This window comes from Mucilaginibacter ginkgonis (genome assembly GCF_009754905.2).
Taxonomy (GTDB): domain Bacteria; phylum Bacteroidota; class Bacteroidia; order Sphingobacteriales; family Sphingobacteriaceae; genus Mucilaginibacter; species Mucilaginibacter ginkgonis.
The window spans coordinates 786,431-811,378 of the sequence record NZ_CP066775.1; the positions used below are offsets into that span (position 1 = coordinate 786,431).

Genomic DNA, 24,948 nt, shown 5'->3' on the forward strand with positions numbered 1-24,948 from the left:
GTCATTTATTTTAATTCTTCCTTCACATTTCCGCAGGTTGACATGCCTGAACCCATATAGGGGTTTTTGATCTCTTTACTTTCACTTAGCCAGATCGCCCCTTTTTTATCATTATACATGGGGCAATGATCGACGAATAATGACCGTCCCGCACCGAAAAGCTTGACCAGATCATACATATCTTTGCTCAGCATATCAAAGTGTTCACGCTGATGCGGCAGTTTTCCCGCGCTTTCGCCAATGTGCTCGGCCATTTCATGCGCGTCGTCGGCAATGTCCTCGAAAGATTTTTTCTGGGTGGCTGAAAGTGCGGACTTATCAAACTTTCCAAAACCATCAGCGAGGGCTTTACCAGCCGTTGCAGCGTCCTTACTGTTGTCTTGCGCCAGCGCATTTTTCAATTCCAAATAACTGCCAACGAGGCCATTTACCGCTGTAGCAGGCTTTGAAGAAGTAGCGGATTGTCCTGGCGTATTTGCCGTTTTGGTTGAATCAGTAGCCGTGGAGGTTGATGTGGATTTATTGTTATTGCAAGCTGTGAATGAAACTGCGGTGATGGCTAAGCTAACTATGATTAAATTTTTCATGATGTCTAAATTTTGTAATGAGCAATGACCGGCAAATGATCAACATTTGCCGGTTAAGCTTTATGGATAAACTTATTTATTAAGGGTTTCGGTAACCTTGCCACAGGTGAGCATTTGGTTTCCGTAGTATGGGTTCTTGATCGCAGCTTCAGCAGAAAGCCAATAGCTTTTCTTCATCGGGCAATAAGCATAATAAACCGGCTTATCCGATAATTTTACTGCTTTTGCCAGTTTGAAGAAGTTCAACGAGAAATTGGCAAAGTGTTCCCGCTGATGGGCGATATCCTTGCTCTCCGAAATATGCCGCGCATCAAAGGCAAGCTTTTCCTGTAAAAGCATAAAAGTGTCCATCTCCGGCTTGTCCAGCGTCTTCATATCGACCCCATTGATCGCTTTCAGGAACTCGGTAGCATGAGTGGCTGCGTCCGGGCTGTTTGAGGTGACAAGCGCGTCTTTGACGCCGTAATAAGAGGACAATAAAGAAGAAAGGGATGATGTTTTCGCATCCTGGGCAAAAAGTTGTTGTGTAAACGCAGTTGCAATGAAGGCAACCAGTAAAAATGTCTTTTTCATGATCTGAGAATTAAAATAAAGTATAAAATTCGGGCATGGCTACGCCATGTAACGGTTTAAACTTAATCGTAATCAGATCAACAGGCTGCGATGAATGATATAAATATTTCTTGTCGGGGGACGCTGTCGCTCGTCAATAACGATACGGGGTATAATAATAACGCCAGGATCAGGCACCAACGAAAATATGAGGTTGTCGCTGGTATATAACAGTGGCGCTTTTAAGACCAGGTGGTCGGTCGACGGGACAAGCTTGGCCAATGAAATAAAGTTATTTACCGCGCTTTGGCAGCAAGGTTCATCAGTGCCTATCGTAGTTTGTCCGGGAAGCAGTTGACGATGCGTGTGTTTAACGGCAGCATGATGGTGTTCATGACTTTCGACAGCTTCGTGATGGTTATCGTGGGACATATGTAAAGCGCAGCTAAACCCGGCAACGGTATTCAGCATAAATATAAAGAGTAACAAAAGCGCTTTACTTTTCATCCTATACAAAACTAAAAAACCATTAGCAATAACATTTATATAATTCCGTCAATATTTTATAGGCTACGAACATTACACTGCTTCCTTTGCAATCTTCTGCATAATGGAATGATCGTCGCCAAATTTGCACAGCGCGTCACAATGCTGCCGAAGGTCAGAAAAGCAAATGTATTTCATTTCCATATTCCCTTGCCGGATCGATGGCCTGGTAAGCTGCATAACAACATCTTTTTCGCGTTGGTCAGGCACCACGAGATATAATACTTCCTCCTTGCTATTCAGGCTGCAACTCAGATCGGTCAGCCGCAGTATCCCGGAATAGATACTTGTGCTTTTCTCCACTTCAAACGCGGCGATGACTTTAGGGGTGCCTTTTTGGAACCAAAGAACGTCGATCAACTTAACGGTGTTCAGTACCTCTTTGTCCAAAACTAACGGGGGGAAGTTGGCCAGCGAAATAAAGGTGAACTTATTTCCGTTCCACTCTTTAGAGCGGTCGTTAGAGGCGGCGATCACATCGTAGCCGAGTGCATGCCCGATCTTTAGCAGATGGAACTGCATTTCATTGTGAAGATGTTCATCGGCAGTTTCCGCACGCTTTTCTTTATGACGTTTTTCAATGAGTTTTTCCAACCGGTTACGCTCGGTCTCTGAAAGGTATTCATCTTTTCCTAAAAGCAGTTTTTGGGTGCCGATCTCAAATAGCAATCCAGAGAACGCACCGGTGTCAAGCGATAATTCATTGCAATGTTGGCGGTTCATGTCCATAATGACCTCCCTGATCTTCAGGTATTCGCCCCAACTGCCTAATTTTTTTTTGTCCTTAAAAAGGTAATTGAACCCATTGATGATCGCGGTATTGAACGGCGGTATCCAGGTGGGGTGCAGGAAATACAGGATACTCGCTACCGCAGGCCCCAGGCCTTTGATCTTAAGCGCATCCAATTTTTCAATCTCTTTAACCACCTGCTCTTCATTTTTTGCATGGATGCAATTTTCCAGGAATTGCCCGAAAGCGATCTTATTCGACTGATTTTCGTAGATATCAGGAATTCTCAATTTGGGCTTCCAGTAAAAGGGATGCGAAGCGCCCTCGAAAACCTGCTTTTGTTCCGTAATGCAGGACAGCACAAATTCCAGGGAACTGCCTTTAAAATCGTTCCCGAAACGCTTGCTTTTGATGTCTTCGATCACTTGCAATACACCCCGCCGGATCGAGCGGAAGGCTTTTAAGCGTTCTTCATTATTGATAAACCAGGTATTGTAAACTGATTCCTGATCATTTTTATACTGATGAATTATAGATAATAAGTGATCGCTCATGTATTAAAAAAAACTAATATACTATAAAAGCGAGAAGATGTTATCTACAGCATTTTTTTACGAAAAGCACTTTAAAAAGCCAGACCAATGTTTTCTTCACTCGACTCATATTCCTATTGATAATTTCCTTTGCGGATATTTATTTTTCCATTCTACTTAGAATCTGCTTCATTTCAGCAATCTCCTTTTCCTGTGCATCAATAATGTCACGGGATAGTTTTTTCACTTCCGGATCTTTGATGTTGGCATGTTTACTGGTCATAATGGCAATGGAATGGTGCGGGATCATCCCTTTCATGTATTGTACGTCACCAATACCGGCCTGTGTACGAACGCCTGTCAGTGCTAACCCAAAAACAGCGACGCTGGAAATAACAATGATCGCATTGAGCTTTTTATTCTGGTACATCATCCGCATCATGGCAAGCATGATGAGAGCCATCGCGCTGATCATGATGAGCGTCATATAAAACCGCGTCATATTAAGATAAATATGGTCAATTTGGTCATCGTCCAGGTACATGATGGCGTACATGACGATGTAGGATGCCAACAGCATCAAGACGAATTTTTTATAATTTCCTTTTTCCATTTTTTGGTAAATTTTGATTAAAGAATTAAATAGCCATTGCCCCGAAACGGGGCAATGGCTGAATTTGTTGATTAAGCGGCAGTTGCCATCTCCTCACAAGCTTCGGCGCATTTGCGGCAAGCTTCCGCACAAGCCTGACAATGCTCCATATCGTGCTTGGCGCATTCATCTCCGCACGCTTTACAAACATCTGCACAGACCCTGCACAAGTGTGCACTGAACCCGCTTCCCAAACTCATGACCTCTGCTGCAGCCCGGCATATTGCCGCGCATTCTAAATCCAATTGGATACAACGGGACATCATCTTAATATCCTCTTCCTGAAGGCATGAAGTTGCACAATGGCTGCAAGCCACTGCACAGGCAACACACTCATCGATACAATCCTGAAATTTTTGATGTGACATAATCATTTGTTTTATAGTTATAAACTTAGTGAATTACATTATTTATTGCCCCTGGCCAATAGCCAGTCCTGGAACTGATCTATTTCCTTCATTTGTGCATCGATAATATTGGTAGCCATCGTTTTCATACGCTGTTCCTGCCCATGCAGAAGTTCGAGACGAGCGTTTTCAATTGCACTTTGATGGTGGCCGATCATTAGAATAGCAAAGTCGTGGTCGATGTCCCCGTTTATGATCTGCAAATCCGCCTGTTTTCCTGCTTTTTTCATGTTATCCATCTGCATGGTATCAAAATCAGGATCGTTGGTATGAGGTGGATGTGAGGCGAGAAAGGCGGTAAGCTGCGTTATTTCTGCTTGTTGGCTGGTCATAATAGATTGGGCCATTTGTTTCATTGTTGCATCGCTGCCACTTTTCAGTTCGAGATTGGCCATATCAATTGCGCCCTGATGGTGCATGCGCATCATCATAGCAAAATCGTTGTCGGGATCTTTCGTCATCTTCATGGTATCCATTTTCGACATCATTTGATGCATAATGCTCATCATCTGATCCTGATCGTGATTCTGAATTTTGATTTCATTGTTGTCTTTCGTACAGGCAGCAAAAAAGCCTGCGATAACCAGTAGCCAGGTCAATTTTATTACGTTTTTCATGGTTTCAGTTTTTAGTTATCCCCTTATTTATTTATGTGATTGCATCCAATGTTCCATTTTACTGATATCACTGGTTTGTTCAGGAATGGATTTTTGAGCCATCGATCGGAGCTTGCCATTTTTTGCATTTGCTAAGATGCTTTTCGCCATTATCAACCCGTCTTTGTGGTGCTTGGTCATCATATCTGCAAATTCATGATCTATGGAAGACATGGACATGTTCCCAGTTTTCATCATCGCCATCATATTGTCACTCATAGCCTTACCCGCACCTGAATTTTTATTGGCCGGATCATAATTTTTATTTCCGCTTTGTAGGGTAGGGATTAATTGATCAAGCTCTGTAACCTCCTTAGTTTGCGCGTCCACTATTTTTTGTGCCAAACTTTTCATTACGGCATCTTTACCCTGCTGCACTTCCACCTTGGCCATGTCAATTGCGCCCATGTGGTGAATTCTGAGCATAGTTGCAAAATCAAGGTCGATATTACCCTTCATCTGCTGAGCATGCATCTCCTTCATCATTTTATTCATTGCTTCCATAAGCGGGTCGCCTTGCATTTGAGCTAACATTGATACATCCGTCGTTGGATAGTAGTGGCTGCTCATTAATCGGCCGTTCATTGCCATTTCGGCGTTCATTCCTGTTGCGCCTAGCGCAAAAAGTGGAATCATTACAATTGATGTTTTCATAGATATTATTGATTATTAAAATTTAATGCGTTTGAATTAGTAAATGACAGTAAGGCCCCCTCCAAAGCCGTACTGGTTATCGTAACTGAGTGATAACGCAAAATATTTGGTGAGCACATACCGCGTATCCATTTGGAATTCCTTGTCAGTATTATAAGACGCACCAAGATAAAGCCTGCTGGAAAGCGGGATGTCTTCCCTGCTCAAAGCAAATCGGAACTTTCCTTTTGAGCTGACGCGTGCATCCGTTTGTATAAATAGCGGCAACAAGTATCTTAAGCCTACAACTGCACTATTTTCACTATACTGTGTGAACCGGCCACCCTTCGTGTTTTTTTCAAAGCTTCCACCGATATAAGCCGCAAGGTATTGCGGGTTATCCAGGTAACGTTCCGCGCGCGGTTCAAATTCGTATCTTCCATCGTAGCTCGCACGGTAGTTTGCATTGAACTCATAACGGGTATTGGAGACAAAGATGCTTCCGGTGTTGGTCTGAGAATGAAAGGACAGCTGCGCCCAGGTGTAAAACTGCCGGTCATCATTAATTACCGGGTTGTTCGGCTGATATTTCGCTACATCAGGGTTACTTGGCGAATCTTCATAACGTACCACCCTTGCCATACCTGACATCATGTGATAAAGTGTGTGGCAATGGAAAAACCAGTCGTGTGCTTCGTCGGCCAGATACTCTATCGTTTGTACCTTCATCGGTTCAATACTCACCGTATGTTTAAGTGGTGCGGAATCGCCTTTAGCATTCAGTACACGAAAAAAATGTCCGTGCAGGTGCATCGGGTGTTCCATCATCGTCGTATTATGAAACACAAAGCGGACAATTTCTCCTTTCCTGATTAGTAACCTGTCTGCTTCTGATAGCGGTTTATTATTGATAAACCAGGTGTAACGTAGCATGCTGCCAGTAAGATATAAATGATAGGTTCGAACAGTGTGTTTTCCTTCAATGGCTGTAGTAGAATTAGCCTCCAGCATATCATAGCTTAGAATTTTTCCTTTCCCGCCTAAACCCAGCAGCATGGATTGGCCGGGCCCCATAGGCGTTCCTTTCCCATCATCTTTCATTTTCATAGCCATCCCACCCATGTTCATATCGTCCATTCCCGGCTGCATGGCCATACCCGGCGTTTTTTCCTTATCTTGCTTTCCATTCTTTGAACTATCGGAGGCCATTCCGGACATTTGATCCATCTTCATTCCGGGCATGTTCATTTTCTGCATATTTTGACGACTGGGATCTTGTCCATTCATCTTCATATTTCCCATCTTCATCATCCCATCACTTTTTGAAAACTCGAGACCGTCGTTTTTTACTTTGGAATTCGGAACGGAGTTCATGGGCATATTCATCATGCCCATCATTTGATTGAAAGTATGGGTAAACCGGTAATAGGGCACTTTTGGAATGTCCGTGGTTTTAAATTCTTTGCCGCTACCAAACCATGCCGAAACTTTTCCGGTAATATCCTGCGCCGTGGCCCGGAATTCATATTTACCGGAGGCAGGTATCTTAATGAGCACGTCATAAGTCTCAGCTGTTCCAATTAAAATTTTATCGACCTGAACTGGCTTTACAGCTAAGCCATCCGCAGCTATCACGGTCATTGACCCGCCTGCATAATTAAGCCAGAAGTAACTGGACGCTGAACCATTAATGATGCGCATCTTCACGGTTTCCCCAGCCTTGAACCGTGTAAAATCCTGATTGCCTTGCCCGTTGGCCAGAAAACGGTCATATTTTACATCCACAAGGTCCATCGCTGGCATACGCATCCAGTCCAGCTTCAATTTGTCGCTCAGGTAACCCTTTTCTATAGCTCCGCCATAGCTCAGTACGCTGCCCCGCTGGATAGAGAACCAGTCGCTGCCCCGCTTAAGCATTCTTAAAACCTCTTTTGGCCGGTAATCGGTCCAATCGGACAACATAAAGACCTGTTCCGGGTAATTATCTTTGCGAACCTGCGGCTGTATCACAATAGGGCCGTATAGGCCAGCCTGCTCGTCTAACTCGGTGTGAGTATGATACCAGTAGGTACCGGTCTGACGGATGGGTATGACGTTCGTAAACGTCGTGCCTGGTTCTATGGGCACGGTACTGATGTAAGGTACGCCATCGTATTTATTGGGTACGAGCAAGCCGTGCCAGTGGATAGATGTTGTAGTTTTTCGGTGGTTATGGATACGGATATAAGCCGTGTCACCTTCCGTAAATCTTAAAACAGGGCCTGGTATCTGGCCGTTAATAGCCAGGGCTTTGACGCGCTTACCGGTGTAGTTAACTATGGTATCGCCGATATTAAGATCATAATATACCCGTTTGCCTGCATGAATAAGGTGATCATTTAGTGTGGATGACGTACTTTTAATGGTATCGCCTGGATTCGCCGGCTGTGCGGTCATCTTCATGCCCGGCATGCTGCCTGTTCCCATACTCATTCCATGTGCTGGCTCAGACATGTCCATATTTTGCATGCTATTTGCAGCGGACTTTTCCGGCATTTTTCTTCCGGGCATTATACCACTATCGGAATGGTTCATTTTCATTCCAATCATGCTACCCACACCTTTCCTGTTCGCCGTTCTTTTCCTCGATCGCTTTTGCGCCGTACTCGCTTTCGTTTTCGGGTTTGTTTGCGAAATTTTTGATTTTTCAGGCTGATTTTTCTGCGATGAATTCATGTTCATACCGGGCATTTCATGTTGTTGGGCATGGGCAACCAAAGTCACGCAGAGATAACTTATTAGGAGTACTGTCTTCAGGTTTTTCATAACAAATGCTTTATACCTTATCTAATGATTTTCTGGGCAGCTGATCGGAGGATTTATACTGGCTCGGCGTTAACCCGGTTATGGTTTTGAACTGTGTGGACAAATGGGCGCTGCTGCTGTAGCCCATTTTCCAGGCGATCTCATTCATGTTGAGTTCACCGTACTCCAGCAGTTCTTTCACTTTTTCGATCTTTTGCTGAATAATGAATTTTTCTATGGTGGTATCCTCGGATTCCGAGAACATCCGGCTGAGGTAGGTATAATCCTTATGAACCTGATCGGACAGGTAATCTGAAAAACTAAGGCGATTGTCGGCAAGGTCGCTGTGATGGACCTTTTCAATGATCAGGTCTTTGATGCGCTGCACAACGCGGTCTTTTTCATTGTCAATCAGTTCGAAGCCAAGCAGCTTCAGAGCGGAGGAAACAGCACTTAATTGAACGGCATCCGGCTCAGGCTGTACATCCGCGCTGCCTAGAGCAATTGCAGTGACGCGGAAACCTAAATTTTCCAGTTGTTGTTTAACGACCATAATGCAGCGGTCGCAAACCATATTTTTAATATATAATGTCATGTTTTAATTCAAGCTAAAGAAAGTGAAGGCAATACTACTTCAGGCCGCAGAAATGCGGCAATGCTTGAATCAGATCAGAAGAGAACGGTATTTAAGAAATAAAGGCTGTACAGCCGACCGCGGCGGCCCCGTGGCGTTTAACCAGGATACTTTAGCCTCATAAATGCCCCGAACAGGCGCTGCTGAATCATAAGGTAAAAAAATCACGGCGACCTGTAATGCGCTCAGTTGAAATTCCAGCGAAGCGGAAGAGTTTTCTTTGATCACATAATTGCCGTGCTGGTTACAGCAACTGCAATCTTTACCTTCACCACAAGATTTTTTGTGTCCATGTTCTTTGTCCTCATGATGGTCGCTATCATGTCCGGCAAGAGATTCTTCATCGTGGCCATCGCCCATATGGTCATCAAGCGCAAGCGCCGTTAATTCGTGGCCCGACTTTTCCAATAAAAATTCGGCACCGCAGTGAACCAGGCATACGAACATACCCGTTGTCAGCAACAGGTAAAACGCAGCCAAGCCGAAGGCACCGAATTTTCTCATTATATTAGATACACAAAAAAGTTACATTTGTTTAAAAGCTACCGTTTTTTCTTAATAGTCAAAGCGCTATTCCTGCCTTTCAGTGCGGCTCTTACAAATATCGGTTTATTTGATGACTTCTGCCTGAAAGCCTTTGGCCTTCAATGCGCTAATCACTTCATTAGGATTCAAACCTTTATTTGTATCTACAGTCAGTACCTTATCAGGGTTAGCCGTATCGACCTCCCATTTTTGTACGCCGTCCAAATTATTAAGTACCGGGGTTACCGTTGCTATGCAGCCACCACATTTGATGGTGGTCTTGAATTTTAGAGTTTCCATTGTTTTTATGCTATATGTTAATTTTTGAATATTTAAGCCGAAGGCTGTTGCTGACCACCGATACAGAACTAAGGGCCATAGCTGCACCCGCGATCATGGGATTAAGCAGGAAGCCGTTGAACGGATACAATATGCCGGCAGCCAGCGGAATGCCGATGAGGTTATAGATAAATGCCCAGAACAGATTTTGCCGAATTGTACGAACAGTGAGCCGGGACAGTTTAAGTGCTTTGGGTATCTGTAAGAGATCGGAAGAGACGAGCGTGATCTTAGCTACATCCATGGCGATGTCCGAACCATGGCCCATTGCTATAGAAAGGTTAGCCTGTGCCAGCGCCTGGCTGTCATTGATGCCATCACCTACCATCGCGACTATTTTGCCCTGGCTTTGCAAGGTCTTCACAAACTCCGCTTTGTCGGCCGGTAAAGCACCTGCAATAATTTCAGTGATACCGGCCTCTTTACCGATATGTGCAGCAGTAACCGCGTGGTCACCGGTGAGCATATAGACCGTGATACCACTGCCTTGTAATTCGGCAATCGCTTGGGCAGAAGTAATTTTCACCCGGTCTTGCAGGGCAACAATCGCCAGTACAGAAAGATGTGAAGCGAAATAGATGACCGTTTTACCCCAACCAGATAGTGCTTCTGCCGCAACACGAAGTTCATCAGGCAAGTTGGTTTTACAGGAATCTACGAGTTTCAGGTTACCGGCATAGAACGGCTGTCCGTCGAACATGCCTTCAATTCCCTGACCGGTGAGACTGTGAAAATAGTTCGACGCTACAGTTCCCGTGTTTTGCTCCTTTAAGTAGGCTACAACTGCTGTCGCAAGTGGATGTTCCGATTGCTGTTCGAGTGATAACAGTATTGCAGCTAAGGGATTTTCTTTACCAGCCGCCTGATTCGCCCAGATCAGGTCTGTTACTACTGGTTTGCCTTCCGTGATCGTCCCTGTCTTATCCAGCACGACTGCATTCACCTGATAACCGATTTCAAGTGCTTCCGCGTCTTTGATCAGGATGCCATTTTCAGCGCCCTTGCCAATACCGACCATTACAGCGGTGGGCGTAGCCAGGCCAAGCGCACAAGGACAGGCGATCACCAGCACCGTCACCATTGCCAAAAGCCCTTGCGTTAAGGCTTGCTGACCGCCGAATAGCAGCCAGGCACCTAATGTTATCAGCGCGATCAGCATTACGACCGGCACGAATATACCTGCAATTTTATCGACCAGTTTTTGAACCGGCGCTTTAGAGCCCTGCGCCTCCTGTACAAGGTTAATGATCTGTCCGAGGAGCGTTTCACTGCCGACTTTTTCAGCACGGAACTGAAAACTGCCTTTTTGATTGATCGTGCCCGCGAAAACCGGGTCGCCGCTTTGCTTTGCTACAGCGACAGGTTCGCCACTGATCATGCTTTCATCGACATAGGAATGACCCTCCTGTACCGTACCATCGACGGGGATCTTTTCACCAGGGCGTACCAGCAACAAGTCACCAACCCTGACTTCTTCTACCGGCATAACCTTTTCACCTGCCGGAGTGATCAGTAAAACAGTCTTTGGCTGGAGTCCGATTAGCTTTTTGATAGCGGAAGACGTGTTGGATTTTGCCCGTTCTTCGAGCAATTTTCCCAGCATGATAAAGACAATGACAACCGAGGCCGCCTCGTAATATACATGCGGGTGCAAGGCCTGCCTGTGCCAGAAATCCGGGTAAACGGTATTGAAGACGCTGAAAAGGAAAGCAATGCCCGTACTCATAGCTACCAGCGTATCCATATTGGCGCGTCCATGCTTTGCCTGTTTCCAGGCCCCGATAAAAAAGTTACGTCCTGCAACAAAAAGCACGGGCGCGGTCAGCAATAACATGATGTAATTGGCATAAGGCATGTCCATATAGAACATACCGATGATCACTACGGGTAAGGTAAGGGCACCAGCCCATAGGATATTTCTCTTTAATGCACGGTAGTGAGTTTCCCGGATTTGTTCCTGCTGTTCTTTACCGTTAGCTGTATCTATGAGCAGGTCGTAACCTACCGACTGTAATGAACGTTTTAACACTTCTGGTGCAACGATTTCAGGGTGAAATTCGACCTTTACGGTTTGCGTTGCAAAGTTCACAGCCGCTTGCTCAACACCGTTTTGTGCGCCGAGCATTGATTCAACGCTTGATGCGCAGCCTGCACAGGTCATGCCGGTAACGGGAAAAGTAATTGTGGTGATCGATTGCGCTGCCATTATTCTTTATTTATGGTACAAAATTACGGGGCCACCGAAAATTTGCGTTACAGGATTATGCGGAAATTTTACAGAATACCGTTTAAGTTTCAGCGTTTGCCACAATTTTACTATTATTGAATATTGGTTGATAGTTTAAACTATTGTCTAAACACCTTGTAAACTTATAACCTCATGGACAATTACTTCCTGGTCAAACAGCCGTATGCCGTAAATGAATTGAAACGGTCAGCGTTGGTAGATTTCGTTAACAAAGGACTGCGGTTCATGCGTACCGGTTACCAGGTTAAACAATTGGATACCAATGTAGATATGAATACGCCTGAACAGCGCATCAATTATTATCACTTATTAGATTCCGTGATCTTCAACGGAGTTGCGGGTGATGTTGTAGAGTTAGGTTGCTTCACAGGTCAATGCGCGCTTATTTTTGAAAAAGTGATTGAATTAAACGCTTCTTCAAAACAGCTTCATTTGTACGACAGCTTTTTCGCCACCTTCACTGTTAAAGGAAGTGTTGAGGAACAACTGAAAGCCAATTTTGAAAAGGCCAAACTGAAGCAGCCCATTGTTCATAAGGGTGATTTTAAAACCACGTTACCGAACGAGTTACCTGCGGAGATCGCGTTTGTTCATATTGATTGCGGTTTTGGTGGCGACAAGTTGGAACACAAAGCGGTGATGCTCCATTGTTTCGAAAGCATTTATCCACGCATGAGCAAGAATGCTATTTGTATCCTGATGGATTATTATGATGCCGAAGCAGGTGCTGAAGGCCTTGATATCAATCCCGGTGTTAAATTGGCCTATGATGAATTTTTTGCGGACAAGCCGGAAAAGATCGTTTGCCTTTGGGGTAACCAATATAACCATGCCTATTTCCGAAAGGCTTAAAGAAAGAACTTTAAGCGAACGCCAATAGCGCTGTGAAACTTTGCTTTGTTCGCCTGCATTCACTCATGCAACGTCATCCGCTGAATCCGCACCGCATTTAAAATGGCCAGCAAAGCGACACCTACATCTGCGATCACTGCTTCCCACAGATTAGCGACACCACCAGCACCAAGAACCAAAACGATGACCTTTACCACCATGGCAATGGTTATGTTTTGCCATACGATCCGTTTAGTAATCCTGCCGATCTCAATCGCGGAGGTAAGTTTAGAAGGCTGATCGTTCTGAATTACAATATCCGCTGTCTCTATCGTCGCATCACTGCCTAAGCCGCCCATCGCAATGCCGGCATCAGCAAGCGCAACTACCGGCGCATCATTCACTCCATCACCGACAAAAGCGATACGACTGCCCGCATTTTTGAACCCTTGTACTTTTTCCACTTTTCCGTCTGGTAACAGATCACCAAAAGCTTTATCGATGCCAAGTGCCTTAGCAACTTTATCTACTACCGCCTGTTTGTCCCCTGATAACATGACGGTCTGCAATTTTAAAGCATGCATTCGCTCAATTGCCTCTTTTGCATCTTCCTTAATTTCGTCAGCAATCGTGATATAACCCGCATATTTATCATCAACGGCCAGTACCACAACGGTGTCAACCAAATTATCTACGTCAGCAGGATAACTTATATTAAACTTTTTGAGCAGCTTGGCATTCCCGGCAAGTACCGTTTTGCCGTTAACTGTTCCCTTCAAACCATGACCTGATATTTCTTCGACGTTTTCTGCCTTTAATTGACCTTCCTGCTGACCTGCATATTCAACGACGGCTTTGGCAATAGGGTGTGTAGAATTGGCTTCGATAGCAGCGGCGGTTCTGATCAGTTCATTCTTATCAAAATTCTCGGTAACAACTTCCTGTACTTTAAACACGCCTTTAGTAAGTGTGCCGGTCTTGTCCATAATGACGGTGTTGATCTTGGTCATTACGTCCAGGAAGTTCGAGCCTTTGAATAAAATACCATTTCTTGAAGCCAGCCCAATGCCTCCAAAATAGCCCAATGGGATGGAAACCACCAGCGCACAAGGGCAGCTGATCACTAAAAACACCAATGCCCGATAAAACCATTGATGAAAGTTATAAGGGTCTGTAAAAAAGTAGGGTGCAAAGCATACCAACAAGGCCAGTGCAAAGACTATCGGTGTATAAATTTTAGCAAAGCGGCTGATAAAAAGCTGCGTTTGAGATTTACGGGCGGTCGCATCCTGCACCATTTCCAGTATCTGGCTGAGCTTACTGTCTTTAAACAGCGCCTTGACCTGTACCTCGCTCACTTTGTCCAAATTGATCATACCCGCAAGTACCTTTTCGCCCTTACGTTTAGTATCCGGTTTACTCTCACCGGTCAAGGCTGCGGTGTTGAAACTGGCGGCATCTGAATAAAGTTCACCATCCAGCGCAACTTTTTCACCTGCTTTCACTTGAATGACCTCATCCACCTTAACAGTTTTCGGGTCTGTTTCAGTTGGCTTACCGCCACGCATAACAGTTACCTTATCCGGCCTGATATCCAACAACGCCTTAATGCTTTTCTTTGCTTTATTCACGGCAGCATCCTGAAACCATTCGCCTATGGAATAGAAAACCATTACGGCAACGCCCTCACTGTAGGAACCAATGCTGAAAGCACCGATGGTCGCTACGCTCATTAAGAAAAACTCATTGAAAAAATCAAAATGCTTTGCCTTGCGCCAGGCCATAGCCAAAACATTGTAGCCAGCCAACCCGAATGCAATCAAAAAAATGATCAGATTGACGGGAAATGGCGGTTGGTACTTAAACCCATATTCGAGCGTCAGCATGACGATCAAAATAAGCAGCGCGGTAAGCAGCGGCCAATGGCTCAGCCAGGTTTCTTCCTCTGCCGGTGCTTTCGTAAGATCTAAAGATTCATCTTCGTCATCATGATCGTGTTCAGACGCGGCATGTTGGTCAGCCTCATGGGCCTCTTTTTCAGCGCCCGAGGTATTGGCTAAATGTTCATCCGATTTGAATTGTTCTTGCCGTACCTGGTTTTCTTGTTCTTCTTTCATGATATGGTAGTTAAGCGTTTTGCACCGCTGTTTGTTTCGACAGGAACGTATGATAAGCGTACTTGACCTCTTTTAGCGGTAATTCGAGCCTGAATGCGATGTTCTTAAAACTGAAACCTTTTTGTTTCAGGTGAGCGGTCATTGTTGGGAGCCATTCTTCCAGGGGCTTCAATTTAAAATACTTCTTACAGGCTTCCGCTGCGAACCCGTAGATGATCCAGTCGAGTTCATCCAATAGTTTTAATGCACTAACGTTTCTATAGATCGTCAGAAATACGTCCTGTGTGACCTCGTCAGTATCCTCGTGATCCAGGCCCTGGTGACGGATAAAGAAGTAAATCTGCTGCTGATATTTAGCGAGCAACTGGCCGAAAGCCTTCCGGCGTGTTTTCTCGTTTACTAAATCCTTCAATATGACATCATCTGCAATTACAATCGTTTCCATGATCTTTTCCTTCGTGCAGACTAATTGCCTGCGTTTTTAAGTTCAATTCTATTCTTCGTCTTCCCCTGTGGCGCTTTCTGATGAAAGGATATAAAAGGCACCCTTTGTTACGATCTTCACATCTTTTGGCAGCGACGTCACCAGCCTGACTTCGGTATAGCCCAGGTCCGTTACGCCCGTCACGACCTCTGCTTTTTCAAACACATACTTTCTTCCCGGCTTTGGCTTATCGTCTTTATCCTTTGCGGTTTCGTCTTTATCTTTCTCCATTACCTTGACTAAGTAATAGATATATTCCTTACCACCGGTTTTTATGACGGCTTCAGTTGGAACGGCAGTCGCCAATTGCTGGCCAACGTCAATTAAGGCGGAGACATACATTCCCTGGATAAGATTACTTTTGGCAGCCTGTTCGATCACTGCATGGGCGATGATCGCCTTGCTTTCATTTTCGAAAGATTGGTTCACCCCGTAGATCTTTCCTGTGATCTCCCTGTTATTCTGGTTGGTCAAGGTGAAATAAACATGCTGACCAGCCTTAACCTTAAACAGGTCTTTTTCATACACGACCAAATCGCAATGCACTTTTGAGTTATCAATGATGTTCATCAGCGGTCTTGCAGGTTCGGCATAAGAGCCGGTCTGAATAACGATCTTCCCGATAGTACCGCTGATCGGCGCGTATACCGGAATCTGTGTGATAAAACGGCCATGTGATGCACTCTCAGGACTTACGCCTACCTGCCGAAGCTGACGGCTTAATGCAGCTACCTTAGCTTGTTCGGTCTGTAACGCGCTTTGTGATTGCTGATACACCTTTCCCGTACCGGCGTTTGCCTCATTCAGTTCTTTTTGCCGTTCATATTCTTTGGTAGCATACATCAGACTGCTTTGTGCAGCCATATAATCCTGCTGTAATTGGATCAGTTGGTTATTTTCTATAGCAGCCAATTTTTGACCTTTGTTGACATGCTGTCCTTCCAGAACGAACACCTGATTGACAACGCCGCCCATCAGCAAGGTAACTTCTGCTTTATTCTGTGGTGGCACCTCCAACTGGCCGCTGGCCTTAACGACCGACTTTAAATTCTTTTGCTCCAAATAGCCTAATTGAATACCAACGGCATCCAACTGGCTTCGAGAAATGGTTATACCGACAGTTTTGTTTTTAGGTTTTTCCTTCTCCGCTGCTTCTTTTTCTTCTGTCTTGGGTTGCTGTGTGCAGGACGCCAAAATGATAGTTGCGACAAGTGTCAGCGCGAACGCTGTTTTATATTTTTTTAAACGGAATAGTCTCATTTTGATTTCGATGTTGTAGTGAGGTAAGTAAGTTCAATAACCGCCTGGTTGTAATCACGAAGTGCTGAAAGATAGGACAGGCGGATGTTCATGGCCTGTGTCATATTCTGAATAAATTCGACATAGCCGATCTCACCCTTGCTATAAGCAAACTGGGCGATCCGTATTTGCTCGGCTGCCTGCTTTAAACCACCTTCGTCGTAATAGCGGACTGCCGCCTCATATTTAGCGAGTTGCTGCAGTGCCTGATTATATTGCTTGTTGAGTAAAAGGCTGGCGTTCTGCTGTTCAGCCTGAGCGATCTGCTGTCCCACCTGGGCGGCTTTAACCCTGCTCTTTTGAGCACCGAAAAATAATGGCACCGAAACACCGACTTCAAAACCACCAACCCTGGTGCCGGGAAAATAGTTGCGGCTGATATTGGCAGGATTAAACGCGCCGACTAAAAGTTGTTGGCGATAACCAATGGTCAGGCCAGGGAAATAACGGCTTTTTTCCGCTTTCAGTTGTGCATCAGCTAAAGCATTTCGTTGTTCATAATAAGCTACTTGTGGGTGATTGCTGGTCACAATACTATCGGCAGCAATAAAAGAAAGCTTTTCTAAAGGCCCATCAGTTATTGCAGGCAAATAGTTAATGCTCAATAACTGCTGTAATTCCTGCCTGCCGATCAGTACATCCGCTTCCGCCTGTCGCCTGGAAACGCTGATCTCTTTGTAAGCGTTCGTAGCCGAAAGCTGTTCAAGGTAGGAGGTTTCACCTGTTTTATAGCGCAAAGCCGCCCGCTCTGAAAAGCGTTTATATAAGCTATCCTGGCTGGTAAGCTGCCGCAACTTATTCTGCGCATATTGAACCTCGTAATAGGCTGCTGTGACCTGTTTGACGACTTCGTTTTCGGTAATAGCTTTTGAGCGTTCGCTCAATGCGGTCTGTGCTTTGAGTACTTTTGCCTGAGCGCTGTAAACGGTCGGAAAAGCAAAGCTTTGGGTGATCCCCAAACTATTATCGATATTCCCACCGGATGTAGGGTCTTGTGTAAGGGTGATGTCGGTTTTGGCGGGGTCGAATGCCGTACCTTGTAAAGTTCGGTTCTGACCGATCTCCAGCGTTGCTCTGCGCAATTGCGGATTATTTCGGATTGCGGTCTCAATGCTCTCTGATAAGGTAAGCGGTTTATCACTCTGCGCGTTGACCGACGAAGCAATTAAGCTGCCTGTAAGAAACAATAAGATAGCTCCGATCTTGGGTGATAATGGCATTGTCTTGTCTGTTTTTGGCGGATGATTTTTGGTAAAAAGAATATAAAGCACCGGAAGAACCAGTAAGGTAAGCAAGGTCGCTGATATTAGCCCGCCGATCACAACCGTTGCCAAGGGCCTTTGCACTTCGGCACCAGCGGTAGACGATATAGCCATCGGCAGGAAACCTAACGAAGCTACAGAGGCCGTCATCAACACGGGCCTTAACCTGACCTGCGTTCCTTTCTTTACACGCTCGATGATATCGGTAATGCCTTCAGCTTGAAGCTGGTTGAAATAACCGATCAGAACGATCCCGTTCAAAACGGCAACACCAAAAAGGGCGATAAAACCGACGCCTGCGCTGATACTAAAAGGCATTCCTCGTAAGTACAAGGCAGCAACACCACCAATTGCTGATAGCGGTACGGCAGAAAAGATCAGGAGGGTCTCTCTAACGGAACGGAAGGTAAAATACAGCAACACGAGGATCAGCAGCAGTGCTACCGGCACAGCTATAACTAAACGGCCTTTGGCTTCCTGCAAATTTTGGAACTGTCCGCCATAGGTCGTGTAATAACCGGCAGGCATTTTTAATTTTTGATTTAAGAGCTCCTGTATCTCCTTAACCGTACTTTCCACATCACGGCCGCGGACGTTAAAGCCAACGTAGATCCGGCGTTTACCATCCTCACGGCTGATCTGTGAGGGTGCATCCTCGGTTCTGATCGATGCCACCTGGCTTAACGGAACCTTGCTGCCGCTTGGAAGCGGGATATAAAGGTTTTCGATGTTCACTATATCGGAACGCAGTTCACGGCTTAGGCGCAAAACGATCTCAAAACGTTTCTCACCCTCGAACACCGCACCAGCCACCCGACCGGCAAAAGCGGTACTTAACGCCGTGTTGACATCTTCAATGTTCAAACCATATTGGGCGATCTTATGGCGGTCATAAACAACCGCTACCTGGGGCAAGCCGCTTACCTTTTCTACCATTGGTTCACTTACCCCCTTAACGCCGCTGATCAGTTTTGCAGTTTGATACGCCTGGGAAGCCAATACGTCCAGATCATCGCCAAAAATTTTAATGGCAACATCCTGCCGTATACCTGTCATCAGCTCATTGAATCGCATCTGCATAGGTTGGGTAACTTCTACATTAATGCCGGGAATATCTTTTAGTGTTTCTTCGATCTTCTCCATTATTTCAGCGCGATCACCGGCAGAAGTCCATTCATCTTTCGGTTTCATAGATAGCATCATATCACCACGCTCGAACGGCATCGGGTCTGTAGGCACTTCCGCGCTTCCTATACGGGTTACTGCCTGCTTGATCTCCGGGAACTTCTGCTTTAAGAGCTTCTCTGCTTTTCCAAAGGTCTGCACTACCTGCGATAGTGAGGTGCCTTGCATCATGGCAATTTCAACCGTCAGATCACCTTCTTCTAAAGTCGGGATGAACTCACCGCCCATTTTAGCAAAAGCCCACAGGGCGATGGCTAATAAAACGACAGACAAAAAAACGGTAAACTTTTTAGCCTTCAGCACGGCGTTTAACGCCGGCGTATAAATGCGGTGCATGGCATCAACCAGCCGGTCAGAAATATTCCGCTTATGGTGGGTTTTCTTACTTAAAAATAAGGCACTTGCCATAGGCACATAGGTCAGCGAAAGGATAAAAGCACCCAGGATGGCGAAAGCTACCGTTTCTGCCATTGGCCGGAACATCTTTCCTTCGATACCTACCAGTGCGAAAAGCGGCAGATAAACGATAAGGATGATGATCTCGCCAAAAGCGGCGCTGTCCCTGATCTTGGATGCTGCTTCGTAAACTTCGCCATCCATTTCAGATTGATCAAGTGTTTCTTTGCCTGCGAAGCGGTTGCTTTCTGTGATCCGGTGAACGATGGCTTCGACAATAATAACCGCCCCATCCACGATCAGTCCAAAGTCAATTGCACCCAGGCTCATCAAATTTCCGGATACCCCAAAGAGATACATCAGCGTTACGGCGAACAGCATGGCCAGGGGAATAACGGAAGCAACTACTAAACCTGCACGCCAGTTACCCAACAGCAGGACCAATACAAAAACGACGATAAGGCCGCCTTCTATAAGGTTCCGTTCTACCGTACCCATAGCCCTGCCAACAAGTTCCGTACGGTCAATGAACGGCTCAATGACCACACCCTCGGGCAATGACTTTTGTACCTGGGCCATGCGTTCCTTAACGCGCTCGATAACATCACTGAAATTCTCACCTTTTAGCATCAGGGCGACACCGGCAACGACTTCGCCTTGTCCGTTACGGGTAACTGCGCCATAGCGGTTAGCACTGCCATATTGCACCTTGGCAATATCACCGATAACCACAGGTGCATCTTCACGGTTCTTAACCACGATATGTTCAATATCATCCAGTGTTTTAACCTGACCCAGCCCCCTGATAAAATAGGCGTTACTTCGCTGTTCAATGTACGATCCACCTGTGTTTTGGTTATTCTTTTCAAGTGCAGTATAAATATCGCTGATCGTAATATTAAGGCTGTTCAGCCTTTCGTTGTCAATAGCGATCTCGTATTGCTTCACATAGCCGCCCCAACCGCTGATTTCGGCAATTCCAGGGGTTCCGGCCAGTTGTCTGCGGACGATCCAATCCTGCATGGTACGCAGGTCTGTAGCGGAATATTTGTTTTCATAGCCGGGTTTTGTATGTATGACATACTGGTAGATCTCCCCGAGGCCGGTCGTGATAGGTGCCAACATAGGTTCGCCGGTGTCTTTGGGAATCTGACTTTCAGCTTCCTTTAAACCTTCGCTGATCTGCTGCCTCGCCCAATAGATATCTGCATTGTCCTCAAATACTACCGTTATCACCGACAGTCCGGAACGGGAAATTGACCGTTTTTCAATTACTTTAGGCACGTTGGCAATCGCCAGTTCTATCGGCGCGGTAATATATTGCTCCACTTCCTGAGCGCCCAAAGTAGGTGCCTGGGTAATAATTTGAACCTGGTTATTGGTAATGTCAGGCTGTGCATCAATTGGCAGGCGTGTAAGCGAAAAAATACCGGCCGCTACTAATAATATTATAAATGCCCCTACGACCAGCTTATTGCTGATCGAGAACGCAATGATCTTATCAAACATGGATTTATGGTTAATACGTAAACGTGCTTGTGGCATAGCGCAGACGCTATCCCATCACGAACAAAATTGAAGCGAATGTATTAACCGATCTGAGGCGGCTGCCAGATAGAAATGGATTGTTCAAGAAGCGCCGGAACTGTCGGCTCACCGAAAGTTTTTTTAACTTCTTGTATGAAAACGCTCCCCACGTGATGGTAGGGTGTTAGCGTCCGAACAGTAGAACAGCAGGAACAGGTGCAGAACGGCGTGCAGGTTTCTTTGCCTGCTTTTTCGTCACCTGAATGGCTTTTAGTAAAAGTAGTATAAGATTTCACCATATCCCCAAAGTCGTCACTGTCCCTGCATGGCAACACTGCCAGTAAGGTCATGTAAACGCTGAATATGATTCCTACATACTTCATTTGATACAAACATATGATTTACAGGTCAATTATTACAAAATTAAACTTCATAGAAATGTTAATTTATGTTAAACCTGTTAAGGGGCATAGAACACCAAGAGAAGTGTGGTCAGGTTAAAACAAAAAAAGTACAGCAAAGCTTTACCCGCAATTCGTAGAATTCATATATCCGCAAAAGACTACGGCATAACGAGCCGCCTTCTTAGCGCGGCGCGCTCGCCCTACGGGACTTATTCCGTTTCCATTTGCCTTATTGCGGGTAATTTATTATGCTTTCTTTTTTTCCTTTTTCTTTTAAACCGTTATACAACATATTGTTTAGTATCTTCAATCATGTATATAGACCAAATATATTTTCAAAAATTGCACCTCCAGTTTGGTAATCTGATTTATCTAATGATCGAAACAGGCGAAGGATTTACTGGCTCGTTTCAGGATGGCTTCGATGGCTCGGCGTTTTTGTTCACTAACTTTTCCAATGGTAAGACACAAAAGGTAGCGCTAAATAACTTACAACAACTGGAAAAGATTAAGCAGTAGTAAATCGAACGATGACTGAGGAGTTAATACAGAAATATAACAACCATCGCCAGAAAGCGGACGGTTATAATGTCGATACGATTAGCGGATTGTATGATAAATATTCGACAACCTATACCGGATATAACATGCTGTATAATGAAGTCCCGGCTTCACTTGCAAAGCAAAATGTTAAATTAAGGGCTAAAGACGATGACAATCATAAAGCAACTGATCTTGTAGCACAGTATTTAGGGGAAGAAAATATTTACAACCAATTTTTGGAATGGGGTAATGAAAAAGATATTCATTCTTTAATATGGATCATTGAAGAAGGTTATTTTAACATCGTGCTTGACCGGGCTGGAAATTCTAAATCAGAACGAGATAAAGAACTGCTTCTCGGGTTAAAATCCGAATCTTCAGACGTTAAAATAATGGCAATCCTAAAAATCATATATGCAGTCAGAAACAATATGGTTCATGGTAATAAAGACATTCAAGAATACCAGCGCTTTTTGTTAGAGCCCCTTCTCAGCCTCCTGCAAACACTATGTTCGCAATTATTTGAAAAACTTGGAGCCTAAGTTTGAATGATTCATCAAAAAATGCGGTTTATAACAAAAGTCCCTTAACACTCGCTGCAAGGGACTTTCAACCTAAACCTTATCACAAGGCAAGCAAGGATGCCTGCCATTAAGGGTGGCAATCTACAATTTTTGATGGAAAATAAATGAATGATATTTCAGGTCGGTTTATGGTAAATCAAGGCGCACCCTGTTTTCACCGAAAATCATTTAACACTATGAAAACAGGGGGCGTTCTTCGGGCGGGCGATAGCCCGCCGCCGGGCAATTTTAGAAACAAGGGGGATTGCTCCCCCTAACAATTAATTATAAATCAATGCTTCGCTTCCCTGTGTCGCAAAATCCCGACACAGATTAAAGGCGGTTTGTGCCCGTTGTTTCGCTGTACCGTCCATGATGGATTTAAATTTGGCTTCATCACTTTTAAAACCGCGCACATTTTGGAAATAACCCGTAACGCTGTTATATGCACCAAAAACAGTTCCTGCGGTCGTTTCCATTTGCTGGGTCTGACTTCCTAAAGCATATTCATAAACATTATCTACAATGTTAGTGTAGTGTGTAGATAGCAGGTCTAATTTGCCCCCGGCTAAGTTTTCCAAAACCTCTTTGTTAGGTGCCATTGCAATCTGTATCAATTTTTTCACCTCGGCATCTGTGATACGTACTTTAGCCCATTGATTAAATAAGCCCTCCATTTCGCCGCCTAAAGATTTACTAATGCCCATTAAAGTATGTGCCTGTTTTAGCCGTTCGGTAGCAGAGGCGGTATGACGGATTTTAATCGCCCCTGAATGATTATTCATCGCTGCGTTTAGCGTATTGTTGCAAACTATCCTAACAGGCGTAAAAGCTGCGGTAATGCTTCCTAAACCATCGTGAGTAGTGGTTAAAAACAAATACTGTTCTATCCAGTCCTTTACACCTACCCGAATATAATCAGGCAATTTAGCAGTTATAAAAACCCGCTCGCCGTTACCCAATGCCCCCGCCGTTTCGTATAAAATACCATCGCCACCGCCTACGATCGCATCAAAGAACGAAAACGCATCACGGTTTTGTACCACTTCATAATCGTTACCGACAACCCCTAAAACCTGTTCGGTATCGGCCCGAACCGTAGCAAAAAAATTAGGAACCTCTATTTCGGGAATAATAATATCGTTGTCGGGATCGCCTAAATGGTTTTCGGTATCATAAGTAAACAAAGGGCGTTTTTCTACAATATAATCTAAACCTGCGTGCTGTATGGCTTCGCTACTAGTTGGGTAACGGTCTATGATTTGCCCTAACCCGTGCCAGGCTTTTTCCTTAACACTCATAAAGCTGTTTTTGCCTGTTTTCTGATTGAAATTTATTTGATGTGCCATGATGTTATTTTTTAGTGTTCAGTTCAATAATTTTTGTTTGTAATACTTCCACGTTCGGCGTACTGCTTACCTGCAAAACCGTTTTGGTTTGCAGTTCCTGTATTGCATCGTGAATGCTCGTATGCGCGGTTTTAATGGTGACTTTCACCAGTAAAAAGATCTTATCCTCCATCGCTTTAAAATTGGTATATATTCATAAAATCGCTTAATTCTAATTGAAACCGTGCGGGGTTTTCCTGCGCTAAAGTTTCGGCGTAACCATCCCAAAATATTTGGTTGGTTAACTCTATAAATTGCTCGTACATCCGATTTGCTGTTTTTTGTGAAACCATAAAAAAATGCTCACCATCCCGATAGCTTTCGGGATGGGAGCATAATTTGTTTAAGCATTGGGGAAAATGATGTTTGCTTCGATCTCGGCCAGTTTTTCATGGCAGGCATCAAAAATGAATTGGGAAACCATGCGGATAAGGTTTGGCGTATTGGTGACAAACTCCCGGCCTTTATCGTCTTTGATAATCAGCTTGCAACCCTGATAAGGATTGTTTTCCAGTTCGTCGTTTTCCTCGATCAGTTTTACCTCAAAATCTTCCAGTAACTTAATGCGGGATAACAGGGTAATACGCTGAATGCTTAGGCGGTGTAAGCCCTCCACCGATTTCAAAGTTTGCTCTAAGTTCAAAGCGAATTTTTTTGGCTCCGCTTTCACCTCTTCCACTTTGGCGGGTTCGGCTTTTGGTTCTTCCGCTTTGGCCGGTTCGCTCTTTGGGGCTTCGTCTAATCCGTGTCCTGTGGTAAATGGCGCAACGTTAGCGGGTTGGTTATCCACTGTAGCGGGGCTACTGGTCGTTGCCTCGGCAGGGTTGGTTTTCTCAGCTTGCGGAGTTTGCGCAGGTTTTTGATCTTTAGCGGTTTCATCTTGTTTGGCTTCCTTTCCTGTCAGGCTTGGGCGGTTTTCAATACGGTTAACTGATTGGTTGTTTTTTGCTGCTGTACCTTGTACACCGTTTGCATTTTTTTCTGCTGTTTTCATTTTTTAAATGATTTAAAAGGGTTAAAAAATTTGTTTTTCGTTTCCCTTTTTTCCCGAAGACTTTCCCTGAAAAGCTATTTTTCAAAAGAAAAAACGGTAAAAAAGAAAGTCAAAAAGGCGGTCGCAAAG

25 protein-coding genes are annotated in these 24,948 nt (G+C 44.8%); 3 read left to right on the forward strand and 22 right to left on the reverse strand.

Annotation, left to right across the window (positions count from 1 at the left end; genetic code table 11):
- Positions 1-5: 5 nt before the first annotated feature.
- From GO620_RS03570 to GO620_RS03630, 13 genes are all read right to left on the reverse strand, one after another.
- A complete protein-coding gene (locus GO620_RS03570) occupies positions 6-587 on the reverse strand; it encodes a DUF3347 domain-containing protein (RefSeq protein WP_157526407.1) in 582 nt (193 codons plus the stop codon).
- Between the two features lie 72 nt (positions 588-659).
- Positions 660-1,160: a DUF3347 domain-containing protein gene (locus GO620_RS03575; RefSeq protein WP_157526409.1), complete on the reverse strand. Its 501-nt coding sequence runs from the start codon at positions 1,158-1,160 to the stop codon at positions 660-662.
- 72 nt (positions 1,161-1,232) lie between these two features.
- Complete coding sequence (locus GO620_RS03580) at positions 1,233-1,646, reverse strand: hypothetical protein (protein ID WP_157526410.1); 414 nt, start codon at positions 1,644-1,646, stop codon at positions 1,233-1,235.
- 72 nt (positions 1,647-1,718) lie between these two features.
- Complete coding sequence (locus tag GO620_RS03585; protein WP_157526412.1) at positions 1,719-2,969, reverse strand: hypothetical protein; 1,251 nt, start codon at positions 2,967-2,969, stop codon at positions 1,719-1,721.
- A gap of 139 nt (positions 2,970-3,108) precedes the next feature.
- Entirely contained in the window at positions 3,109-3,561 is a 453-nt protein-coding gene (locus GO620_RS03590; protein WP_157526414.1) for a DUF305 domain-containing protein, read from the reverse strand.
- A 71-nt stretch (positions 3,562-3,632) separates the two neighbouring features.
- Positions 3,633-3,974, reverse strand: a complete 342-nt coding sequence (locus GO620_RS17355) for a four-helix bundle copper-binding protein (protein ID WP_317198312.1) — start codon at positions 3,972-3,974, stop codon at positions 3,633-3,635.
- A 32-nt stretch (positions 3,975-4,006) separates the two neighbouring features.
- Positions 4,007-4,624, reverse strand: coding sequence for a DUF305 domain-containing protein (locus GO620_RS03600; protein ID WP_157526418.1), 618 nt, complete (start codon positions 4,622-4,624; stop codon positions 4,007-4,009).
- 27 nt (positions 4,625-4,651) lie between these two features.
- Positions 4,652-5,317 (reverse strand): DUF305 domain-containing protein, encoded by a 666-nt coding sequence (locus GO620_RS03605; protein WP_157526420.1) that lies wholly within the window; start codon positions 5,315-5,317, stop codon positions 4,652-4,654.
- 36 nt (positions 5,318-5,353) lie between these two features.
- Positions 5,354-8,101, reverse strand: coding sequence for a multicopper oxidase domain-containing protein (locus tag GO620_RS03610; RefSeq protein ID WP_157526422.1), 2,748 nt, complete (start codon positions 8,099-8,101; stop codon positions 5,354-5,356).
- A gap of 10 nt (positions 8,102-8,111) precedes the next feature.
- The gene (locus tag GO620_RS03615; protein WP_157526424.1) at positions 8,112-8,675 is read right to left on the reverse strand and encodes a helix-turn-helix domain-containing protein; all 564 of its coding nucleotides are present in this window, start codon (positions 8,673-8,675) and stop codon (positions 8,112-8,114) included.
- Positions 8,676-8,744: 69 nt separating this feature from the next.
- Complete coding sequence (locus GO620_RS03620) at positions 8,745-9,218, reverse strand: hypothetical protein (RefSeq protein ID WP_157526426.1); 474 nt, start codon at positions 9,216-9,218, stop codon at positions 8,745-8,747.
- A gap of 105 nt (positions 9,219-9,323) precedes the next feature.
- Complete coding sequence (locus GO620_RS03625; RefSeq protein WP_157526428.1) at positions 9,324-9,539, reverse strand: heavy-metal-associated domain-containing protein; 216 nt, start codon at positions 9,537-9,539, stop codon at positions 9,324-9,326.
- Positions 9,540-9,549: 10 nt separating this feature from the next.
- Entirely contained in the window at positions 9,550-11,784 is a 2,235-nt protein-coding gene (locus tag GO620_RS03630; RefSeq protein WP_157526430.1) for a heavy metal translocating P-type ATPase, read from the reverse strand.
- 174 nt (positions 11,785-11,958) lie between these two features.
- Here GO620_RS03630 and GO620_RS03635 point away from each other — a divergent pair, with 174 nt between their 5' ends.
- Positions 11,959-12,678 carry a TylF/MycF/NovP-related O-methyltransferase gene (locus GO620_RS03635; protein ID WP_157526432.1) on the forward strand — a complete coding sequence of 240 codons (720 nt, stop codon included), beginning with the start codon at positions 11,959-11,961 and terminating at the stop codon, positions 12,676-12,678.
- A gap of 59 nt (positions 12,679-12,737) precedes the next feature.
- Here the strand turns inward: GO620_RS03635 and GO620_RS03640 are convergent, their stop codons facing one another.
- From GO620_RS03640 to GO620_RS03660, 5 genes are read right to left on the reverse strand one after another with little or no spacing between them, the layout of a single operon-like run.
- On the reverse strand, positions 12,738-14,774 hold the full coding sequence (locus GO620_RS03640; protein WP_183549007.1) for a heavy metal translocating P-type ATPase: 2,037 nt from the start codon (positions 14,772-14,774) through the stop codon (positions 12,738-12,740).
- Between the two features lie 10 nt (positions 14,775-14,784).
- The gene (locus GO620_RS03645; RefSeq protein ID WP_157526434.1) at positions 14,785-15,219 is read right to left on the reverse strand and encodes an RNA polymerase sigma factor; all 435 of its coding nucleotides are present in this window, start codon (positions 15,217-15,219) and stop codon (positions 14,785-14,787) included.
- Between the two features lie 48 nt (positions 15,220-15,267).
- Positions 15,268-16,518, reverse strand: a complete 1,251-nt coding sequence (locus GO620_RS03650; RefSeq protein ID WP_157526436.1) for an efflux RND transporter periplasmic adaptor subunit — start codon at positions 16,516-16,518, stop codon at positions 15,268-15,270.
- Entirely contained in the window at positions 16,515-20,945 is a 4,431-nt protein-coding gene (locus GO620_RS03655; protein WP_317198313.1) for a CusA/CzcA family heavy metal efflux RND transporter, read from the reverse strand. The genes GO620_RS03650 and GO620_RS03655 overlap by 4 nt, the downstream gene beginning before the upstream one ends.
- Positions 20,946-20,989: 44 nt before the next feature.
- Entirely contained in the window at positions 20,990-21,310 is a 321-nt protein-coding gene (locus GO620_RS03660; protein WP_157526440.1) for a DUF6660 family protein, read from the reverse strand.
- A gap of 396 nt (positions 21,311-21,706) precedes the next feature.
- Here GO620_RS03660 and GO620_RS03665 point away from each other — a divergent pair, with 396 nt between their 5' ends.
- Together GO620_RS03665 and GO620_RS03670 are read left to right on the forward strand one after the other, a co-directional pair.
- The gene (locus GO620_RS03665) at positions 21,707-21,850 is read left to right on the forward strand and encodes a hypothetical protein (RefSeq protein ID WP_157526442.1); all 144 of its coding nucleotides are present in this window, start codon (positions 21,707-21,709) and stop codon (positions 21,848-21,850) included.
- 11 nt (positions 21,851-21,861) lie between these two features.
- Entirely contained in the window at positions 21,862-22,416 is a 555-nt protein-coding gene (locus GO620_RS03670) for a hypothetical protein (protein ID WP_157526444.1), read from the forward strand.
- Between the two features lie 302 nt (positions 22,417-22,718).
- Here the strand turns inward: GO620_RS03670 and GO620_RS03675 are convergent, their stop codons facing one another.
- The 4 genes from GO620_RS03675 to GO620_RS03685 form a co-directional block, all read right to left on the reverse strand.
- Positions 22,719-23,786 carry a DUF932 domain-containing protein gene (locus GO620_RS03675; RefSeq protein WP_157526446.1) on the reverse strand — a complete coding sequence of 356 codons (1,068 nt, stop codon included), beginning with the start codon at positions 23,784-23,786 and terminating at the stop codon, positions 22,719-22,721.
- A gap of 4 nt (positions 23,787-23,790) precedes the next feature.
- Positions 23,791-23,958, reverse strand: a complete 168-nt coding sequence (locus GO620_RS03680; protein WP_166583813.1) for a hypothetical protein — start codon at positions 23,956-23,958, stop codon at positions 23,791-23,793.
- Positions 23,959-23,962: 4 nt separating this feature from the next.
- On the reverse strand, positions 23,963-24,091 hold the full coding sequence (locus tag GO620_RS17295) for a hypothetical protein (protein WP_262887321.1): 129 nt from the start codon (positions 24,089-24,091) through the stop codon (positions 23,963-23,965).
- Between the two features lie 77 nt (positions 24,092-24,168).
- The gene (locus GO620_RS03685; RefSeq protein ID WP_157526448.1) at positions 24,169-24,819 is read right to left on the reverse strand and encodes a hypothetical protein; all 651 of its coding nucleotides are present in this window, start codon (positions 24,817-24,819) and stop codon (positions 24,169-24,171) included.
- Positions 24,820-24,948 lie beyond the last annotated feature (129 nt).

Coding starts and splice junctions, on each gene's coding strand:
- GO620_RS03615 (WP_157526424.1), bottom strand. CDS start 8,675: ATGACATTATATATTAAAAATATGGTTTGCGACCGCTGCATTATGGTC.
- GO620_RS03575 (WP_157526409.1), bottom strand. CDS start 1,160: ATGAAAAAGACATTTTTACTGGTTGCCTTCATTGCAACTGCGTTTACA.
- GO620_RS03610 (WP_157526422.1), bottom strand. CDS start 8,101: ATGAAAAACCTGAAGACAGTACTCCTAATAAGTTATCTCTGCGTGACT.
- GO620_RS03680 (WP_166583813.1), bottom strand. CDS start 23,958: ATGGAGGATAAGATCTTTTTACTGGTGAAAGTCACCATTAAAACCGCG.
- GO620_RS03640 (WP_183549007.1), bottom strand. CDS start 14,774: ATGAAAGAAGAACAAGAAAACCAGGTACGGCAAGAACAATTCAAATCG.
- GO620_RS03625 (WP_157526428.1), bottom strand. CDS start 9,539: ATGGAAACTCTAAAATTCAAGACCACCATCAAATGTGGTGGCTGCATA.
- GO620_RS03635 (WP_157526432.1), top strand. CDS start 11,959: ATGGACAATTACTTCCTGGTCAAACAGCCGTATGCCGTAAATGAATTG.
- GO620_RS03670 (WP_157526444.1), top strand. CDS start 21,862: ATGACTGAGGAGTTAATACAGAAATATAACAACCATCGCCAGAAAGCG.
- GO620_RS03655 (WP_317198313.1), bottom strand. CDS start 20,945: ATGCCACAAGCACGTTTACGTATTAACCATAAATCCATGTTTGATAAG.
- GO620_RS03585 (WP_157526412.1), bottom strand. CDS start 2,969: ATGAGCGATCACTTATTATCTATAATTCATCAGTATAAAAATGATCAG.
- GO620_RS03600 (WP_157526418.1), bottom strand. CDS start 4,624: ATGAAAAACGTAATAAAATTGACCTGGCTACTGGTTATCGCAGGCTTT.
- GO620_RS03660 (WP_157526440.1), bottom strand. CDS start 21,310: ATGAAGTATGTAGGAATCATATTCAGCGTTTACATGACCTTACTGGCA.
- GO620_RS17355 (WP_317198312.1), bottom strand. CDS start 3,974: ATGATTATGTCACATCAAAAATTTCAGGATTGTATCGATGAGTGTGTT.
- GO620_RS03685 (WP_157526448.1), bottom strand. CDS start 24,819: ATGAAAACAGCAGAAAAAAATGCAAACGGTGTACAAGGTACAGCAGCA.
- GO620_RS03650 (WP_157526436.1), bottom strand. CDS start 16,518: ATGAGACTATTCCGTTTAAAAAAATATAAAACAGCGTTCGCGCTGACA.
- GO620_RS03620 (WP_157526426.1), bottom strand. CDS start 9,218: ATGAGAAAATTCGGTGCCTTCGGCTTGGCTGCGTTTTACCTGTTGCTG.
- GO620_RS03645 (WP_157526434.1), bottom strand. CDS start 15,219: ATGGAAACGATTGTAATTGCAGATGATGTCATATTGAAGGATTTAGTA.
- GO620_RS03675 (WP_157526446.1), bottom strand. CDS start 23,786: ATGGCACATCAAATAAATTTCAATCAGAAAACAGGCAAAAACAGCTTT.
- GO620_RS17295 (WP_262887321.1), bottom strand. CDS start 24,091: ATGTACGAGCAATTTATAGAGTTAACCAACCAAATATTTTGGGATGGT.
- GO620_RS03630 (WP_157526430.1), bottom strand. CDS start 11,784: ATGGCAGCGCAATCGATCACCACAATTACTTTTCCCGTTACCGGCATG.
- GO620_RS03580 (WP_157526410.1), bottom strand. CDS start 1,646: ATGAAAAGTAAAGCGCTTTTGTTACTCTTTATATTTATGCTGAATACC.
- GO620_RS03605 (WP_157526420.1), bottom strand. CDS start 5,317: ATGAAAACATCAATTGTAATGATTCCACTTTTTGCGCTAGGCGCAACA.
- GO620_RS03570 (WP_157526407.1), bottom strand. CDS start 587: ATGAAAAATTTAATCATAGTTAGCTTAGCCATCACCGCAGTTTCATTC.
- GO620_RS03590 (WP_157526414.1), bottom strand. CDS start 3,561: ATGGAAAAAGGAAATTATAAAAAATTCGTCTTGATGCTGTTGGCATCC.
- GO620_RS03665 (WP_157526442.1), top strand. CDS start 21,707: ATGATCGAAACAGGCGAAGGATTTACTGGCTCGTTTCAGGATGGCTTC.